Annotated in this window: 16 protein-coding genes and 2 tRNA genes; 14 read left to right on the top strand and 4 right to left on the bottom strand. The window is 54.2% G+C overall.

The genetic code is table 11. The annotated features are described in order from the left end of the window. The first annotated feature begins 34 nt into the window (after window positions 1-34). The 13 genes from folP (at window position 35) to pnp (ending at window position 12,582) form a co-directional block, all read left to right on the top strand. Window positions 35-868: a dihydropteroate synthase gene (folP, locus tag BT114_RS10665; RefSeq protein ID WP_072326454.1), complete on the top strand. Its 834-nt coding sequence runs from the start codon at window positions 35-37 to the stop codon at window positions 866-868. Beyond that, a complete protein-coding gene (gene glmM / locus BT114_RS10660) occupies window positions 865-2,205 on the top strand; it encodes a phosphoglucosamine mutase (RefSeq protein WP_072326453.1) in 1,341 nt (446 codons plus the stop codon). Before folP ends, glmM begins: the two co-directional genes overlap by 4 nt. 58 nt (window positions 2,206-2,263) lie before the next feature. Beyond that, on the top strand, window positions 2,264-3,010 hold the full coding sequence (tpiA, locus tag BT114_RS10655; RefSeq protein WP_072326452.1) for a triose-phosphate isomerase: 747 nt from the start codon (window positions 2,264-2,266) through the stop codon (window positions 3,008-3,010). 5 nt (window positions 3,011-3,015) lie between these two features. Then, window positions 3,016-3,357 (top strand): preprotein translocase subunit SecG, encoded by a 342-nt coding sequence (gene secG, locus BT114_RS10650; RefSeq protein WP_072326451.1) that lies wholly within the window; start codon window positions 3,016-3,018, stop codon window positions 3,355-3,357. A gap of 102 nt (window positions 3,358-3,459) precedes the next feature. Then, window positions 3,460-3,546 (top strand) — tRNA-Leu (locus BT114_RS10645). 111 nt (window positions 3,547-3,657) lie between these two features. After that, window positions 3,658-3,734, top strand: a tRNA-Met gene (locus BT114_RS10640). A 144-nt stretch (window positions 3,735-3,878) separates the two neighbouring features. Beyond that, window positions 3,879-4,349 (top strand): ribosome maturation factor RimP, encoded by a 471-nt coding sequence (rimP, locus tag BT114_RS10635; protein ID WP_072326450.1) that lies wholly within the window; start codon window positions 3,879-3,881, stop codon window positions 4,347-4,349. Window positions 4,350-4,376: 27 nt separating this feature from the next. Next, window positions 4,377-5,864, top strand: coding sequence for a transcription termination factor NusA (gene nusA / locus BT114_RS10630; protein WP_072326449.1), 1,488 nt, complete (start codon window positions 4,377-4,379; stop codon window positions 5,862-5,864). A gap of 32 nt (window positions 5,865-5,896) precedes the next feature. Beyond that, window positions 5,897-8,533: a translation initiation factor IF-2 gene (gene infB, locus BT114_RS10625; protein WP_072326448.1), complete on the top strand. Its 2,637-nt coding sequence runs from the start codon at window positions 5,897-5,899 to the stop codon at window positions 8,531-8,533. A gap of 78 nt (window positions 8,534-8,611) precedes the next feature. Next, a complete protein-coding gene (rbfA, locus tag BT114_RS10620; protein WP_072326447.1) occupies window positions 8,612-9,004 on the top strand; it encodes a 30S ribosome-binding factor RbfA in 393 nt (130 codons plus the stop codon). Between the two features lie 15 nt (window positions 9,005-9,019). Next, window positions 9,020-9,970 carry a tRNA pseudouridine(55) synthase TruB gene (gene truB / locus BT114_RS10615; RefSeq protein WP_072326446.1) on the top strand — a complete coding sequence of 317 codons (951 nt, stop codon included), beginning with the start codon at window positions 9,020-9,022 and terminating at the stop codon, window positions 9,968-9,970. Between the two features lie 65 nt (window positions 9,971-10,035). Further along, window positions 10,036-10,302 (top strand): 30S ribosomal protein S15, encoded by a 267-nt coding sequence (gene rpsO, locus BT114_RS10610; RefSeq protein WP_072326445.1) that lies wholly within the window; start codon window positions 10,036-10,038, stop codon window positions 10,300-10,302. A gap of 96 nt (window positions 10,303-10,398) precedes the next feature. After that, window positions 10,399-12,582 carry a polyribonucleotide nucleotidyltransferase gene (pnp, locus tag BT114_RS10605; RefSeq protein ID WP_072326444.1) on the top strand — a complete coding sequence of 728 codons (2,184 nt, stop codon included), beginning with the start codon at window positions 10,399-10,401 and terminating at the stop codon, window positions 12,580-12,582. Window positions 12,583-12,648: 66 nt separating this feature from the next. Here the strand turns inward: pnp and bamJ are convergent, their stop codons facing one another. Together bamJ and BT114_RS10595 are read right to left on the bottom strand one after the other, a co-directional pair. Then, window positions 12,649-13,347, bottom strand: a complete 699-nt coding sequence (gene bamJ / locus BT114_RS10600) for a BamJ family beta-barrel-assembly machinery protein (protein WP_072326443.1) — start codon at window positions 13,345-13,347, stop codon at window positions 12,649-12,651. A 72-nt stretch (window positions 13,348-13,419) separates the two neighbouring features. Next, window positions 13,420-13,986 carry a TIGR02444 family protein gene (locus BT114_RS10595; protein ID WP_072326442.1) on the bottom strand — a complete coding sequence of 189 codons (567 nt, stop codon included), beginning with the start codon at window positions 13,984-13,986 and terminating at the stop codon, window positions 13,420-13,422. A 58-nt stretch (window positions 13,987-14,044) separates the two neighbouring features. On the opposite strand from BT114_RS10595, the gene BT114_RS10590 reads away from it, so the two are divergent. Continuing rightward, window positions 14,045-15,979 (top strand): ATP-binding cassette domain-containing protein, encoded by a 1,935-nt coding sequence (locus BT114_RS10590; protein WP_072326441.1) that lies wholly within the window; start codon window positions 14,045-14,047, stop codon window positions 15,977-15,979. Window positions 15,980-15,998: 19 nt separating this feature from the next. On the opposite strand, the gene BT114_RS10585 is transcribed toward BT114_RS10590, so the two are convergent. Then, entirely contained in the window at window positions 15,999-16,775 is a 777-nt protein-coding gene (locus tag BT114_RS10585; RefSeq protein WP_143142823.1) for an SDR family oxidoreductase, read from the bottom strand. Window positions 16,776-16,787: 12 nt separating this feature from the next. Then, window positions 16,788-17,240 (bottom strand): D-aminoacyl-tRNA deacylase, encoded by a 453-nt coding sequence (gene dtd / locus BT114_RS10580; protein ID WP_072326439.1) that lies wholly within the window; start codon window positions 17,238-17,240, stop codon window positions 16,788-16,790. Window positions 17,241-17,356: the final 116 nt, after the last annotated feature.

The raw sequence follows: 17,356 nt of genomic DNA, 5'->3' as shown, positions 1-17,356 counted from the left end.
GTGGTTTCCTGGTTTTAAAACGGAGTGAAAGATCATGTTTGCCGGAAAGCTGGATCTGCAACAACCTCGCATCATGGGTGTATTAAATGTTACCCCGGACTCCTTTTCTGATGGTGGGCGTTACACCCAGGTGGATCAGGCGTTGCAACAGGCTTTGCGTTTAGAGGTAGAGGGTGCGGATATCATTGATATTGGTGGTGAATCCACTCGCCCTGGTGCGGCGCCTGTCAGTGAGCAGCAAGAGCTGGATCGGGTGTTGCCGGTGATTGAAGCCCTTAAAGCTGCATCGGGCGTGCTGATCTCGGTGGACACCAGCAGTCCACAGGTGATCCAGGCAGCTGCAGCTGCAGGTGTGGATCTGATCAATGATGTCCGATCCCTGACCCGTCCGGGTGCACTGGATGCTGCAGTAGCCAGTGGTTTGCCGGTGTGCCTGATGCACATGCGGGGTGAACCCGGTAACATGCAACAGCAAACGGATTATCAGGATGTTGTGAAGGATGTTGCTGACTGGTTGCAGCTGCGAGCCAGTGAATGCCAGCAGGCAGGTATAACGGCAGAGCGCATCTTGTTGGATCCCGGCTTTGGTTTTGCCAAACAACTGACACATAATCTGCAGTTACTGGCCAGATTGGATGAAATTGTTGCCCTGGGTTACCCGGTGCTGGCGGGTATGTCGCGTAAGCGTATGCTGGGTGAACTCACCGGGCGTGAAACCGGGGACCGTGAAGCGGCCGGGCTGGCGGCTCATTTGTTGGCTGTGCAGCGAGGTGCCCGATTGATTCGGGTGCATGCTGTGGCGGGAATGAAGGATGCCTTGAGAGTATGGCAGGCAGTTGAAAAACAAAACAGCAAGATAACAAAATGACTAGAAAATACTTTGGTACTGATGGCATTCGTGGTCGTGTGGGTGAACACCCAATCACCCCTGATTTTGTGTTAAAGCTGGGTTGGGCGGCGGGTAAGGTGTTTGCCCGTCAGGGTAAAAAGCGCATCCTGATCGGTAAGGATACCCGTTTATCGGGTTATATGTTTGAGTCGGCGCTGGAAGCCGGACTGTCTGCTGCTGGCGTGGATGTGTATCTGCTGGGGCCCATGCCCACACCGGGCATTGCCTATTTAACCCAGACCTTTCATGCCGATGCCGGCATTGTGATCAGTGCCTCACACAATCCGTTTGAAGACAACGGCATCAAGTTCTTTTCCCGCAACGGTGAAAAATTACCCGATGAAGTGGAGCTGGAAATTGAAAGTTGGCTCGACAAGCCACTGGAAATTGCTTCTCCCGCAGCCCTGGGCAAGGCACGACGCATTAACGACGCAGCCGGGCGTTACATCGAGTTTTGCAAAAACACCCTGCCATTCAGTGCCAGCCTGCAGGGCTTGCACCTGGTGGTGGACTGTGCCCATGGTGCCACCTACCACATTGCCCCGGAAGTATTCAGTGAGCTGGGTGCAACAGTAGACGTGATCGGTGCTGAACCGGATGGACTGAACATCAACAAGGGTTATGGCTCCACCAAACCCCTGGCGCTGCAGGCCCGGGTGTTGGAAATCGGTGCTGATCTGGGCATAGGTTTTGATGGTGATGGAGATCGACTGGTGATGGTGACACGCACCGGTCGCCTGCTGGATGGTGATGATCTGTTGTACATTCTGGCCTGTAATCTGCAAGCCAAAGGCCAGTTGCAGGGTGGCGTGGTGGGCACCCTGATGTCCAACCTCGGCCTGGAGTTGGCACTAAAAGAACGGGATATTCCTTTTGTGCGCGCCAAGGTGGGTGATCGTTATGTGATGGCCGAGTTGCAGCAGCGCAACTGGTTGTTGGGCGGAGAAAACTCCGGGCATCTGGTGTGCCGTCATGTGCAGTCAACAGGTGATGGTATTGTTGCTGCGTTGCAGGTGTTGCAGGCGGTTATTGAGGCAGATGGGCAGGTTGAGGTGTTGTTGCAAGGCATGAAAAAAATGCCGCAAAGCCTGGTGAATGTGCGTACTGCTGCTAACAAGGATGCTCTGTTGCGTCATCCTCAGGTCACTGCAAAAGTGGCAGAGGTTGAAGCACGTATGGCTGGCCGAGGGCGTATTTTATTGCGTCCGTCGGGTACAGAACCCTTGCTGAGAGTCATGGTTGAAGGTGAGGTGGAGGCAGAAGTGCAGTGCCAGGCAGAAGAAATTGCTGCGGTGATTGCAGCAGTTGCTGGTTGAGCTTGAAGGGGTTTTTTAATAGAATCCTCGCCCTTGATCATGAATGAATAGGCAACTGATGCGACAGAAACTGGTAGCAGGCAACTGGAAAATGCATGGCAGCCGTGAAATGACGGACGCCCTGTTAAAGCAGTTGTTGGCTGCGCGTCTGCCGACAGCAGCGATGTTGGTGTGCCCGCCTTTTCCTTACCTGCAGCAGGCGGCAAGTAGCTTGCAGGGTTCGGGTGTGTTGTTGGGTGCACAGGATTGTGCTGCCAATGAGTCTGGTGCTTATACCGGGGAAGTGGCTGCCACTATGCTTGCAGATCTGGGTGTGAGCCATGTTTTGTTAGGGCACTCCGAGCGGCGTCAGTACCAGCAGGAAACAGATGCACTGGTATTGCAAAAAGCACAGCAGGCCCTGGCAGCAGGTTTGAAGCCGGTGATCTGTGTTGGTGAAACACTGGCAGAGCGTGAGGCCGGTCAGACTGAGCAGGTGGTGTTACGTCAGGCCCAGGCGATCTTGCAGGGTTTAACAGCGCAGCAGTTGCAGCAGGTGATTTTTGCTTATGAGCCAGTCTGGGCCATAGGCACAGGTTTAACGGCAACACCACAGCAGGCGCAGGACGTGCATGCCTTGTTGCGGAGTGCTGTAGCTGAGGTTAGTCCTCAGTTGGCTGAAACGATGCTGTTGCTTTATGGTGGCAGCGTCAAACCGGATAATGCCGCATCCTTGTTTGCGATGACGGATATTGACGGCGGGTTGATTGGTGGTGCATCCCTGGATGCCGACCAGTTTTTGGCAATAGGTTACGCAGCGGAATAAAGTTCATGCAAAGTATTGTTTTGATGATTCATGTGTTGCTGGCGGTGGGTTTGGTGGTGCTGGTATTGATGCAGCAAGGCAAGGGTGCTGAAGCCGGTGCCTCTTTTGGTGGTGGTGCCTCCAATACCGTTTTTGGCAGTCTTGGCCCGATGGGTTTCCTGGGTAGCATGACCGGTTGGTTGGCAGCGGCATTTTTTGCAACCAGCATGGCGCTGGCTTATCTGGCCACTCAGCAACATGCCCCGGATCTGGGTCTGCCCGCCGCTGACGTGATTGAAGAGTTTGAGCGTGAGCGTCTGCCATTGCTGGATGATCTGCCGACACTTGAAACGCGTCCGCAAGACTAAGCTTTTTTTGTAGTGAGGGGTTGCCAAGGCGGGTTGGCAGCTCTATTATTTGCCCGCCTCAAACGCCTGTGTGGAATCATGTTTTTGACAGGTGAGCAGCAAGCCGAAGTGGTGGAATTGGTAGACACGCTATCTTGAGGGGGTAGTGGGCGTATGCCCGTGCGGGTTCGAGTCCCGCCTTCGGCACCAATGTTGAGCGCAGCAGTATTAAGCAGTGCGACGGCGAGAAGTTTGTTTTCAGGTGTTTTGGTGGTAGTGGTTGACCAATGTGCTCACTACCAGTACAATGCCTGCCTCTGATGCGGGGTGGAGCAGCCTGGTAGCTCGTCGGGCTCATAACCCGAAGGTCGTCGGTTCAAATCCGGCCCCCGCTACCAAGATTTAATCAGAAGCCCCTTTTTTAAGGGGCTTTTTGTTAGGTCGAAAAAGTCTTCGCGCAAACGGCGCCCAAGCCCATTCCCGAAGTTTTCCGGCCTTTGTGATCATCCGATCTGCCTATGCAGAGAGCTGGAGCCTTTTCCGTGGCAAGTAAAGACAAGTTGCTGGAACAGCTGATTGAACCTGTTGTTCAGTCTCTCGGCTTTGAGTTCTGGGGACTCGAATTGACCGGTCGTGGTACCAACCTGCTGCTTCGCGTCTATATTGAAAGTGAGCAGGGTATCACGGTGGATCACTGTGCCCAGGTCAGCCGTCAGGTCAGTGCCCTGATGGATGTTGAAGACCCGATTCCTGGTGAGTACACCCTGGAGGTTTCATCTCCCGGGATGGATCGCCCATTGTTTCGTCTGGATCAATACCAGCGTTATGCAGGTGAGCAGATCCAGATCAAATTACGTCTGCCTTATGAAGGACAGCGCAAGTTCAGCGGTTTGTTGAAAGGCGTTGAAGCAGATGAAGTGATCCTTCAGGTTGAAGATGAAGAATACTGTTTTCCGATTGAAACCATCGACCAGGCAAGAGTCAAACCTGACCTGGATAAGCACAAAAAGTAGCAAGGACAGATTTCGAGAGGCCAAGGCATGAGTAAAGAAATCCTTCTGGTGGTGGATGCCGTCTCCAATGAAAAAGGCGTACCCAAGGACACCATTTTCGAGGCTATTGAAGCCGCACTGGCAAGTGCAACCAAAAAGCGCTTTATGGAAGAAGGCGTTGATATTCGCGTTAACATCGATCGCAAGACCGGTGAGTACGACAGCTTCCGCCGCTGGACGGTGGTTGATGATGAAGATTTTTCCGAGCCGGATTGTGAGATTCCTGCATCCGAAGCCAAGGCTGACGGCCTGGTGGTGGGTGATGTGAAGGAAGAGCCCATCGAGTCCATCGAGTTTGGTCGCATTGCTGCACAGACTGCCAAGCAGGTCATTGTGCAGAAGGTGCGCGAAGCAGAGCGGGCAGAAGTGGTGCGTCAGTACCTGGAGCATCAGGGTGAGCTGGTGTCCGGTGTGGTTAAAAAGACCACCCGTGATGGACTGATCATTGATCTGGGTGGCAACGCAGAAGCCTATCTGGGCCGCCACGAAATGATCCCTGGTGAAAAGTTTCGCCTGAATGATCGTGTGCGCGCCATTCTTAAAGAAGTGAACCCGAACAATCGCGGTCCGCAGTTGGTGCTGTCACGTACCTGCCCGGAAATGCTGATTGAACTGTTCAAGATTGAAGTGCCGGAAATTTCCGAGCAGTTGATCGAAATTCGTGGTGCCGCACGTGATCCTGGTTCACGTGCCAAAATTGCCGTGAAAACCAATGATCGCCGTATTGATCCGGTGGGTGCTTGTGTGGGTATGCGTGGTTCGCGTGTACAGGCGGTATCCACGGAACTCAGTAACGAGCGGGTTGATATTGTGCTGTGGGACGATAACCCGGCACAGCTGGTGATCAATGCCATGGCACCTGCTGAAGTGGCTTCCATCATTGTTGATGAAGATGCTCACTCGATGGATGTGGCTGTGGCAGAAGACAACCTGGCTCAGGCCATCGGCCGTGGTGGCCAGAACGTCAAGTTGGCTCGTGAGCTGACTGGCTGGCGTCTGAACGTGATGACCGAAGAAGAAGCCAGCGGCAAGCAAGAGCAGGAAATGGATAACCAGATCCAGTACTTTGTGCAGCATCTGGACGTGGATGATGATCTGGCCCGCCTACTGGTTGAAGAAGGTTTCACCAGCCTGGAAGAAGTGGCTTATGTGCCACTGGAAGAATTCCTGGAAGTTGATGGCCTGGATGAAGACCTGGTTAATGAACTGCGTCGCCGCGCCAAGGATGAATTGCTGACGCTGGAAATTGCCTCTGAAGAGGCGCTGGCGGATGCCAAACCGGATGAAGCGCTGCTGAATCTGGAAGGAATGGATCGTATTCTGGCGTCAGTACTGGCCCAGATGGGTATCACCACCCTGGATGATCTTGCTGAACAATCCATTGATGACCTGATGGATATCGAGGCGATGACAGAAGAGCGTGCCGGCAAGCTGATCATGGCTGCTCGTGCTCACTGGTTTGAAGACGAAGCCTGAGCCTGACGCGTCGTCGAAAGAGGAGATGGACAGTGGCAGAAAACACCGTAAAAGAATTTGCTGAGGCCATTGGCCGACCTGTTGAGCGTTTGCTGCAACAGATGAAAGAGGCTGGTTTGCCCCATAAAAGCTCAGACCAGAAGGTTTCCGAGCAGGACAAGGAAACCCTGCTGGGTTTCCTGAAGCGCACCACCGGCGGTGGTGAAGAGCCGACCCGCATCACCATGACCCGCAAGGTGACCCAGCAGTTGAAAACTGATGGCCGCAAAAGCGTGAATGTTGAAGTACGCAAAAAACGTACTTTTGTTAAGCGTAGCGAACTTGATATTCAGGCCAGTAAGGCAGAGGAAGCAGCTGAAGAAGCAGCGCGTAAGGCTGCTGAAGCTGAAGCCCTGAAGCAGGCGGAAAACGAAGCTGAACAGAAGCGCATGGCTGTTGAGCAGGCGCGCCGCGAAGCAGAAGAAGCTGCCCGCCGGGAGCTGGAAGCAGAAGAGGCTGCCCGTCGTGCCCAGCAGGAAAGCAAGGGTGTTGAGCCGGTGCTGGATGAAGAAGCACTGAAAAAGGCCGAAGCTGAAAAAGAGCGTCGTAAGCAGGAAGAAAAGCGCCGTGCTGAACAGGCACGTAAAGCCCGTGCCAACCCGATTGTGACTGCGGTTGATGATGACGTGGTGGAAGAACCCGCTGAAGTGTTGCTGAAAACGGCCAAGGTTGCCGTTGCAGATGACAAGCCCAAGGCCAGCAAACCGGGTAGCCGCAAGTCTGCCGGTGGTAAAAAAACCGGCTCACGCCGCGAAGATGATTTTGAAGAAGGTCGCCTGAGCCGCCGTGGTGGCAAGGATGATCGCCGCAAGGGTGGTCGTCGTTCCGGTGGTCCGTCACGCGAGCATGGTTTTGAGCGCCCGACTGCACCGATCAAGCGTGAAGTGCTGATTCCCGAGAGCATCACCGTGGCTGACCTGGCTGATCGCATGGCGATCAAGGGTTCTGAGGTCATCAAGGTGATGTTCAAGATGGGGGCCATGGCCACCATCAACCAGGTGATAGATCAGGACACAGCAGCGATTGTAGTCGAAGAAATGGGCCACACGCCCAAGCTGCAAAAAGAAAATGCCATTGAGCTGGAAGTGCTGGATAACATCAGCTACGAAGGTCACGAAATTACCCGTGCTCCGGTGGTGACCGTAATGGGTCACGTTGACCACGGGAAAACCTCGCTGCTGGATTACATTCGTCGTGCCAAGGTTGCTGATGCTGAAGCTGGCGGTATTACCCAACACATTGGTGCTTACCACGTTGAAACTGATGGTGGCAACATGGTGACCTTCCTGGATACCCCCGGTCACGCGGCGTTCACTGCAATGCGTGCGCGGGGTGCCAAAGCCACTGACGTGGTCATTCTGGTGGTGGCTGCCGATGACGGTGTGATGCCGCAGACCATTGAGGCTGTGCAGCATGCCAAGGCTGCCGGTGTACCGCTGGTGGTGGCAGTTAACAAGATAGATAAGGAAGGGGCTGATCCGGATCGCATCCGCAATGAGCTGTCCCAGCATGAAGTCATCTCGGAAGACTGGGGTGGTGACACACCTTTTGTTCACGTATCCGCTAAAAAGGGTACTGGTGTTGATGACCTTCTGGAGGCGGTATTGCTGCAGTCGGAAATGCTGGAGCTGACTGCTGTGCCTGAAGCACCCGCCAAGGGTGTGGTTGTTGAGTCCCGTCTGGATCGTGGTCGTGGCTCGGTTGCCACGGTTCTGGTTCAGAACGGTACGCTGCGCAAGGGCGATATTGTGCTGGCCGGTCTGAACTATGGCCGGGTACGCGCCCTGATTGATGAAAACGGCAAGCAAATCGATGCTGCCGGTCCATCCATTCCGGTGGAAATTCTCGGTCTGGATGGCACGCCGGAAGCTGGTGATGAATTCACCGTCGTTCAGGATGAGAAAAAAGCCCGTGAAGTCGCCTTGTTCCGTCAGGGCAAATACCGCGAAGTCAAACTGGCGCGCCAGCAGAAAGCCAAGCTGGAAAACGTGTTCAGCCAGATGGAGCAGGGTCAGACGGCCAGCGTCAACATCGTACTGAAGTCGGATGTGCGTGGCTCCGTGGAAGCCATTATTGGTGCCCTGAAAGACCTGGAGACCAACGAAGTCAAGGTCAACATCGTGTCTTCCGGTGTGGGTGGTATTACGGAAACCGACGCCAACCTGGCGCTGGCTTCTGATGCAATCCTGATTGGTTTCAACGTCCGTGCGGATGCATCAGCCAAGGCCATTGTTGAGCGTGAAGAGCTGGATCTGCGTTATTACAGCATCATTTATGAGCTGATTGAGCAGGTCAAGCAGGCCATGGTTGGCAAGTTGGCACCCGAGTTCCGTGAGGAAATTGTGGGTATTGCCGAAGTGCGTGATGTGTTCCGCTCACCCAAGTTCGGTCAGGTGGCTGGCTGTATGGTGGTTGAGGGTACGGTTTACCGTAACAAGAAAATCCGTGTACTGCGTGACAACGTGGTCATCTATGAAGGCGAGCTGGAGTCCCTGCGCCGCTTTAAAGATGACGCCGGTGAAGTTCGTAACGGCATGGAGTGCGGTATTGGCGTGAAGAACTACAATGACGTTAAAGTCGGTGACAAGATCGAAGTCTTTGACAAGGTCAAGGTAGAGCGCAGTCTCTGATCGCGTCCAACTGAAGCAGCAAAACAGCCTCGGTTCTCCGACTTGTCGGGATCGGGGCTGTTTTATTGGAGGTCTTACATGAAAGAATTCAGTCGTCTGGACCGCATTGGTGACCAGATGCAGCGTGAGCTGGCAGTGATGATCCAGCGTGAGGTCAAAGATCCGCGTCTGGATGCCATGATTACTGTGAGTGGTGTCAAGGTCAGTAAGGATCTGGGTTATGCCGATGTTTATGTGACCATTTTGGGTAAAGAAGACAAGCCGGAAGTGATTGCCGAAAACATGGCGATCCTGAAGCAGGCTGCCGGTTTTTTACGCAGTCGCATTGGGCAGGCCATCAAACTCAGGGTGGTGCCCCAGTTGCGCTTTCACTTTGATGAAAGTGTGCGCCGTGGTCAGGAGCTGAGCAGCCTGATTGAACGTGCCATGGCGGAAGATCGCAGTCGTCATCGTGAAGATGGCAAGGACTGAGGTTGTTGCTGACTGATGCAGAAAACGCAGAAAAAAATCCCGCGTAAACCGGTGGATGGTGTGTTGCTGCTGGATAAGCCGCTGGGTTTATCCAGTAACCAGGCCTTGCAGCGTATCAAATGGCTTTTGAAGGCCAAAAAAGCCGGTCACACCGGGAATCTTGATCCGCTGGCTACCGGTGTGTTGCCACTGTGTTTTGGTGAAGCGACCAAGTTTGCCAGTCAGGGACTGGATGCGGATAAAACCTACGTGACGCGCATTCAGCTGGGTGAGACCCGCGATACCGGTGATGCTGAAGGTGAAGCGCTGGAGTGTTTTCCTTTACCGGAGATGAATGAAACGCGCCTGCAGCAGCTGCTGGCAGATTTCACTGGTCCGCAGCAACAGGTGCCACCCATGTATTCGGCACTCAAGCATCAAGGGCGCAAGCTTTATGAGCTGGCTCGTGCCGGAGAAAATGTTGAACGGCCACCCCGTGATATTGTTTTGCATCAGCTGAAGTTGCTGGAGTTTACACCCGATAGCCTGACTCTGGAGGTGCACTGCTCCAAGGGCACTTATATTCGTGTGCTGGGGGAAGACCTGGCGCGGGCCTTGGGTAGTGGTGGTTACCTGTCTTCGTTGCGGCGTATTGCCTCCGGGGCGGAGGATGCCAGTCAACTGGTGGATCTGCCAACTCTGGAAGCTGCTTTTGAACAGCAGGGCGAAGCCGGCATTCTCGCTTACATGCGGCCAGTGGATCATCTGGTGCGGCACCTGCCAATCTGCCAGCTGAATGAAGCAGATGCTGAAAAGCTGTTGCAAGGCCAGGCAGTGAAACTGCTGGACGAAGTGGCTGCAATCGGGGAAAATGTGCGCCTTTATGCATCCGGGTCAGATTTTATCGGTCTGGCACAGGTGCGCAGTGAAGCTGACAAGCTGTTGCTGCAACCCCTGAAAATGCGCAGTGTCGCAGCTCAGGGTTAATATCGGGCAGGCTGTAACGTCGCACGGCCTCGCCTCTGTCCTCAAGCGACTGTGGAGTAATAACCATGCTGACAGCTGAACAGAAAGCTGAAATCGTTAAAGAATATGCTCGTGGCGCCAACGACACCGGCTCCCCGGAAGTACAGGTTGCCCTGCTGACTCACGACATCAACACCCTGCAGGGTCACTTTGAAGTGAACAAAAAAGACCACCACAGCCGTCGTGGTCTGATCCGCAAGGTTAACCAGCGTCGTAAACTGCTGGACTACCTGAAGCAGAAAGACACCAGCCGTTATGCTGAACTGATCAAGCGTCTGGGTCTGCGTCGCTGATCCAAGGGCTTCAGTTGTCCTGCAAACCCCCGCAGCTTGCTGCGGGGGTTTTGTTTTTATGGGCGGTAACACTTTGTTTGCAACAACAAGGCGCGTATGATAGGCGGGCTAATTAATGGCGAAAATAATCGAAATCAAAGGAAATATTCCGTGACTCCAGTAGCAATCAAGAAAACCTTCCAGTATGGTCAGAGCACCGTAACCCTCGAAACCGGCCGCATTGCTCGTCAGGCCACCGGTGCGGTACTGGTGACCATCGATAACACCAGCGTGCTGTGTACTGCTGTTGCCAAAAAAGACGTCAGCCCCGGCCAGGACTTTTTCCCGCTGGCTGTGTTTTATCAGGAAAAGACCTACGCCGTAGGCAAGATTCCCGGTGGCTTCTTCAAGCGTGAAGGCCGCCCGACTGAAAAGGAAACCCTGGTTTCCCGTCTGATTGACCGCCCGATTCGTCCTCTGTTCCCTAAAGGTTTCATGAACGAAGTGCAGGTGATTTGCACGGTAGTATCTGCTGAGCGTGGTATGGAAGCAGACATTGCTGCCATGATTGGTGCCTCAGCAGCCCTGTCCATTTCTGGTGTGCCGTTTAATGGTCCGCTGGGTGCTGCCCGTGTCGGTTACACCGATGCTGGCGGTTACATGCTGAACCCCAACTCTGCACAGCTGAAAGACTCCCGCCTGGACATGGTGGTGGCTGGTACTGAAGCTGCAGTATTGATGGTTGAATCGGAAGCCAAAGAGCTGACCGAAGACCAGATGCTGGGTGCGGTGCTGTTTGCCCACGATGAAATGCAGGTGGTGATTCAGGCGATTAAAGAGTTTACCGCTGAAGCAGGTAAACCGGCCTGGGATTGGCAGCCAGCCCCGCGTGACACCAGCACAGAAGCGCTGGTGCGTCCGCTGGCAGAAGCCGGTATTCGTGAAGCTTACAAGATCACTGACAAGATGCAGCGTTATGGCCGTCTGGATGAAATCCGTCAGTCGGTTGTGGCGCAACTGGCGACGGGTGCTGAAGATGCACCTTCTGCTGATGCAGTGAAGTCAGTCTTTGCCAAGATTGAAAAAGATGTGGTGCGTAACAACGTACTGAACGGTGAGCCGCGTATTGATGGTCGTGACCACAAGACTGTGCGTCCGCTGACCATCGAAGTGGGTGTGCTGCCCAAGGTGCATGGTTCTGCCCTGTTCACTCGCGGTGAAACTCAGGCACTGGTTGTGGCCACTCTGGGTACCACCCGTGATGCACAGATCATCGAAAGTCTGGAAGGTGAGTTCAAGGATAGCTTCCTGTTCCACTACAACTTCCCTCCCTTCTCGGTGGGTGAGGCTGGTTTCATGGGGGGGCCGAAGCGCCGCGAAATTGGTCATGGTCGTCTGGCCAAGCGTGGTGTGCAGTCCATGCTGCCCTCTGAGAGTGAATTCCCCTACACCATTCGTGTGGTATCTGAAATCACTGAGTCCAACGGTTCCAGCTCCATGGCATCCGTTTGTGGTTCTTCACTGGCATTGATGGATGCCGGTGTGCCTCTGAAAGCACCAGTGGCCGGTATTGCCATGGGTCTGGTCAAGGAAGGTGAGCGTTTTGCTGTACTGACCGACATCCTGGGTGATGAAGATCACCTGGGCGACATGGACTTCAAAGTGGCCGGTTCGGCTGCTGGTGTTACTGCGCTGCAGATGGACATCAAGATTGAAGGCATTAACGAAGAAATCATGGAACTTGCCCTGCAGCAGGCCAATCAGGCGCGTATGGAAATCCTGGAGCAGATGAATCAGGTGCTGCCAAGCGCACGTGCTGAGCTGTCCGACAATGCACCAACCATGACCACTATCAAAATTGATACCGACAAGATCCGTGACGTGATCGGCAAGGGTGGCGCCACCATCCGTAGCATCACTGAAAAAACCGGTGCTTCCATTGATATCGACGATTCCGGTGAAATCAAGGTGTATGCTGATTCCCAGCTGTCTGCCAAGGCCGCCATCGACATGATCATTGGTCTGACTGCCAGTGCTGAAATTGATAAGGTCTACATGGGCAAGGTTGCGCGTCTGGCTGACTTTGGTGCCTTTGTCACCTTCCTGCCGGGTCAGGATGGTTTGGTGCACATTTCCCAGATCGACAACAAGCGGGTAGAAAACGTCAAGGACTACCTGAGTGAAGGTCAGGAAGTGCTGGTTAAGGTGATCGACATTGATAACCGTAACCGCGTGAAGCTGTCGATCAAGGAAGTGACCGAGGAAGATAAAGCAGCATTTGCGGCTGAAGCCCAGGGTTGATTTTCTTGCGGATCTAAAAAAACGGCCTACGGGCCGTTTTTTTATGCTGCTTAATCAGGGATTAAATTAGTCTTTGACTTCCTGCAGTTCCACTTTGAACACCAGGGTTTCGTTGGGGCCAATGGCACCACCGGCACCGGCCGGACCATAAGCCAGCTCAGCAGGAATATAAAGCATCCACTCACTGCCTTCCGGCATCAGTTGCAGTGCTTCCTGCCAACCGGCAATTACCTGGTTGACCCGGAAACTGACAGGCTCACCACGACGGTAAGAGCTGTCGAACACCGTGCCATCAGTCAGGGTGCCTTCATAGTGTACTTTGACTGTGGAGCCGGCTTTGGGCTTGTTACCCTTGCCTTCACGCACTACCTTGTATTGCAGGCCAGAGGCGGTGACTTGTACACCCGCCTTGCCGGCATTTTCAGCCAGGAACTGCTGGCCGCGCTGTAGGTTTTCTGCGGCCTCGCGTTCAGCCTGCTGCTGGGCTTCAGCCATCAGTTGTTGTTGCAGCTGTTCCAGTACCTGGCCGATCTGCTGATCATCCAGTTTGGGTTCGCGACCGGCATAAAGGTCTTTCAGCGCGGCGCTGAAGCTATCGATGTCCAGGTCCTTCACGTCCTGCTGTAACTGGCGACCAACCATAATGCCCAGGCTGTAACCAATGCGTTCCTTGTCTGTTGAGGGGTTGGCCAGAGCAGTGGCAGGCAGGGCCAGCGCCAGGCTCAGAGTTGCTGCAGTGGCCAACAGGCCCAGTTGTTTGTACATGGTGACTCCTTGGGTTGTGCAAAATTGCATGTTGTTCGATGTTATCAGAGGCTGTTGAGGTTTTTTGGTTCCTTAACGACGTTGATGGCGTCGCTCCAGCTGTTCCCGCAGGCGAACGATGGCAAACTCGGTATCACGCTCATCCAGTAGCACGCCCAGCAAGACTTTCAGGGGTGCATCATCCACCTGGGTAGGATCTTCAAAGCAGTTGCAGAGGTTTTCAATCAGTGCAGCTTCCTTGTTTTCACAATCCAGCAATCCCTGGCGTTCCTGGTAATAATAATAAAGCACCGCCTGTTCCTGCTGTTCAGCCAGCAGTTCAGCCTTCATGATGTGATCACGCATGCGGTGCAGTGGACCATCTTCATGCTGATCCGCTTTTTCAGCCAGCACCTTGAGTTCATTACGCTGGCGGCGCAACTGCAAGGTGTAATCCCGATGCCAGTTATCCAGTTGCTGAAAGGATTGCTTCCAGTCGGGGGCAAAACGCAGCTGTTGCTGGGATACCCACAGCGCAAAAAGCAGCAGGTTAACATTGGCGCCACTTTCGTCCTGCAACTGCAGGCAGGCATCCTTGATACGCTTGAGCTGATACAGGCTCAGCGAAAAGCGCCAGAACGGGTTATCATGCAGCAGCATTTTTTTGAGTCCTTATTCAGTGCTTCTGTAACAGCAAAAAGATCCGGAGCAGTACACCATGATGACATTTCGCGGGCTGACCCTGCAACGCGGTGATTTGCGTTTGCTGGAAAATACCAGTGTCAGCCTTCATGCAGGTTGGAAAGTAGCCCTCACGGGTGCCAACGGTGCAGGTAAGTCTTCCCTGTTCAAACTGCTTCTGGGTGAACTTACACCGGATGCCGGTGAGCTGCAAATGTCCGGTTATGATCGTATTGCACACCTGGCGCAGGAGGTTCCTGGACTGACCCAGCCAGCGCTGGATTATGTGCTGGAAGGCCATGGTGAGCTGAAAGCCGTTGAGCAGGCGTTACTGCAGGCGGAAGCAGAGGGTAACAATCAGCGGCTGGCGGAACTGCATGGCCAGTATGATCTGCTGCAGGGTTATTCCAAACGGGCTGAAGCCGAACAGCTGCTGGCTGGGCTGGGATTTGCACAAGACAGCTTCAATAATCCGGTTAACAGCTTTTCCGGTGGCTGGCGCATTCGCCTGAATCTGGCGCGCACCCTGTTCATGCCTTCGGATTTGCTGCTGCTGGATGAGCCGACCAACCACCTGGATCTGGATGCCACCTTGTGGCTGGAGGGTTGGCTGCGCAGTTACCCCGGTACCCTGCTGCTGATTTCCCATGACCGGGACTTCATCGACAACGTGGTGGATCATTTGCTGCATGTGGAGCATCGGCAGTTATGGTTGTATCGCGGTGGTTATTCGGCGTTTGAGCGGCAACGTGCCGAGCGGCTGGCGCAGCAGCAGTCCATGTATGAAAAGCAGCAGCGTGAAATTGCTCACATGGAGGATTTTGTCCGCCGCTTTAAAGCCAAGGCCTCCAAGGCCAAGCAGGCGCAGAGCCGTATCAAGGCGCTGGAGCGGATGGAAAAAATTGCACCGGCGCATGTGGACTCACCCTTTCATTTTGATTTCCCCGAAGCGGACCAGTCTTCTGATCCGCTGCTGGTGATGCGAGATGCCGAACTGGGTTACCAGCAGGCAGCGGTAGTGCGTCAGGTGGGTTTTACCCTGCATCCCGGCCAGCGCATTGGTCTGTTGGGGCCGAACGGGGCGGGTAAATCAACACTGATCAAATCACTGGTGGGTGATGTGCCGCTGGTCAGTGGTCAGCGTACTGCCGGTGAGCATCTTTATATCGGTTATTTTGCCCAGCACCAGTTGGAAGCGCTGGATGTTCAGGCCACCCCCCTGCTGCATTTGCAGCGCCTGTCACCGGATGCACGGGAGCAGGAGTTGCGTAACTTTCTGGGTGGTTTCGGTTTTCAGGGCGATGAAGTGCTGGCGCCGGTCGGGCGTTTTTCCGGTGGTGAAAAGGCGCGGCTGGCGCTGGCGATGATTGCCTGGCAGAAACCCAATCTGTTGTTGCTGGATGAGCCGACCAACCACCTGGATCTGGAAATGCGCCATGCCCTGACTCTGGCGCTGCAGGATTTTGAAGGTGCTGTGTTGGTGGTGTCTCACGACCGCCATCTGTTGAGCAACACGGTGGATGAATACTGGTTGGTGGCCGATGGTCGAGTGACAGATTTTGACGGCGATCTGGAAGACTATGCCCGCTGGTTAAAAGAGCGTCAGGCCGGTCAGCGCCGGGCAGAAAAACAGCCCCAGGCAGCAGTGGCAACAAGCAGTGCTGCTGCCGTTGCAAGCGGCAATAAAAAGCTGGATCGCAAGGAGGCAGCCCGTTTAAGGGAGCTGTTGAAACCCTTGAAAAAACAGCTGGAAAAGCTGGAGCAGCAGATGGACACCACACGTTTACAGCTGGAGCAAACAGAAGCCAGTCTGGGAGACACCAGTCTTTACAGCGATGCAGCACGCAAGCCGGAACTGCAGCAGTTGCTGAAAGACCAGGGTAACCTGCAGCAGCAGCTGGAAACCCTGGAAATGGAATGGCTGGAAGCGGGTGAAGCCCTGGAGCAGAAAACCGCCGAGCTGGGGCTGTAAGCGGGTCAGCAATCTCTGATCAGTTACCCTGATAGATCATCTTGCGGGTCATGCCGCCATCCACCACAAAGTTCTGGCCGGTGACAAAACCGGCCAGATCCGATGCCAGCCACAATACCAGTCCGGCAACATCATCCGGTTTGCCCAGACGGCCAACCGGGTGTTGTTCATGGTCTTCATCCGAATGAAAAGGCTGGTAACGGGAACTGGTTTTTTGCCATTCACCCACTTCAATCCAGCCGGGGCTGATGGCGTTGACACGCACATCCGGCCCCATGCTGATGGCCAGTGCGTGCGTCAAAGCCAACACACCGCCTTTGCTGGCAGCATAGGCTTCAGTATCCGGCTCAGATTGCAGGGCGCGGGTGGAGCCGAGGTTGATGATGCTGCCGCGGGTATCACGCAGATCACCGGCGGCATGTTTGCAGCAGAGGAAAACACCGGTGAGGTTGACATCCAGATAACGCTGCCAGTTGGACAGATCCAGGTCTTCCAGTGGGCCACTGAAGGGGTTGGCAATACCCGCATTGTTGATCAGCAGTTTGATGGGTCCCATTTGCTCACGAGTGGCCTGAAACAGCTGGCGAACTTGTTCTTCGCGTGAAACATCAACCGTTTGAAAGAGTACCGGCCCCAGATTGTCGAACAGGTGAATGCACTCAGTGCCTGCTTCGCCATCTATGTCAGCAATCATCACCTGCCAGCCTTGTTGCAGCAGTGCCCCGGTAATGGCGCGGCCGATGCCCTGGGCACCACCTGTTACCACCGCCACCGGTCTGGGTCGGGAATCAGTCAAGGTTATGGCTCCTCAAACACTTGTCAGGGGTGACTCCAGCAAGAAGGTCACCGGTCCATCATTAATTAATCCTACCTGCATATCGGCACCAAAGCGGCCACTGGCTACCGGGTCATGCAGTTGTCGGGCATGTTGTAAAAAATGATTATAAAGCAACTCACCGGTAGCCGGGTCTGCCGCAGTGGAAAAGCCCGGCCTCAGTCCTTTGCGAGTATCTGCAGCGAGGGTGAACTGGGAAACCACCAATAAGCCGCCGCGGGTCTCTTGCAGGCCCAGATTCATTTTACCCGCTTCATCAGGAAAAATCCGGTAACGCAGCAAGCGATCCACCAACCATTCGGCATCCGCTTGGGTATCCCGCCGTTCCACGCCAAGCAAAACCAACAGTCCTCGATTGATCTCTCCTACCACTTCCCCGGCAATGCTGACTCTGGCTTCACTGACCCTTTGTATCAGTGCTTTCATGGATGACTCCTGAGATAAAACATGCAATTAAATGCATAATAAAAAATAATGAAAAACCTTGATATCAATAATTCGATTTGCCATTCTGATTGGTGGACCTGGTTTTATTGAAGCCA

This window comes from Marinospirillum alkaliphilum DSM 21637 (genome assembly GCF_900119735.1).
Classification (GTDB): domain Bacteria; phylum Pseudomonadota; class Gammaproteobacteria; order Pseudomonadales; family Halomonadaceae; genus Marinospirillum; species Marinospirillum alkaliphilum.
The sequence above is the reverse complement of the archived record's forward strand: the minus strand, read 5'-3'. Positions and strand labels throughout refer to the sequence as shown.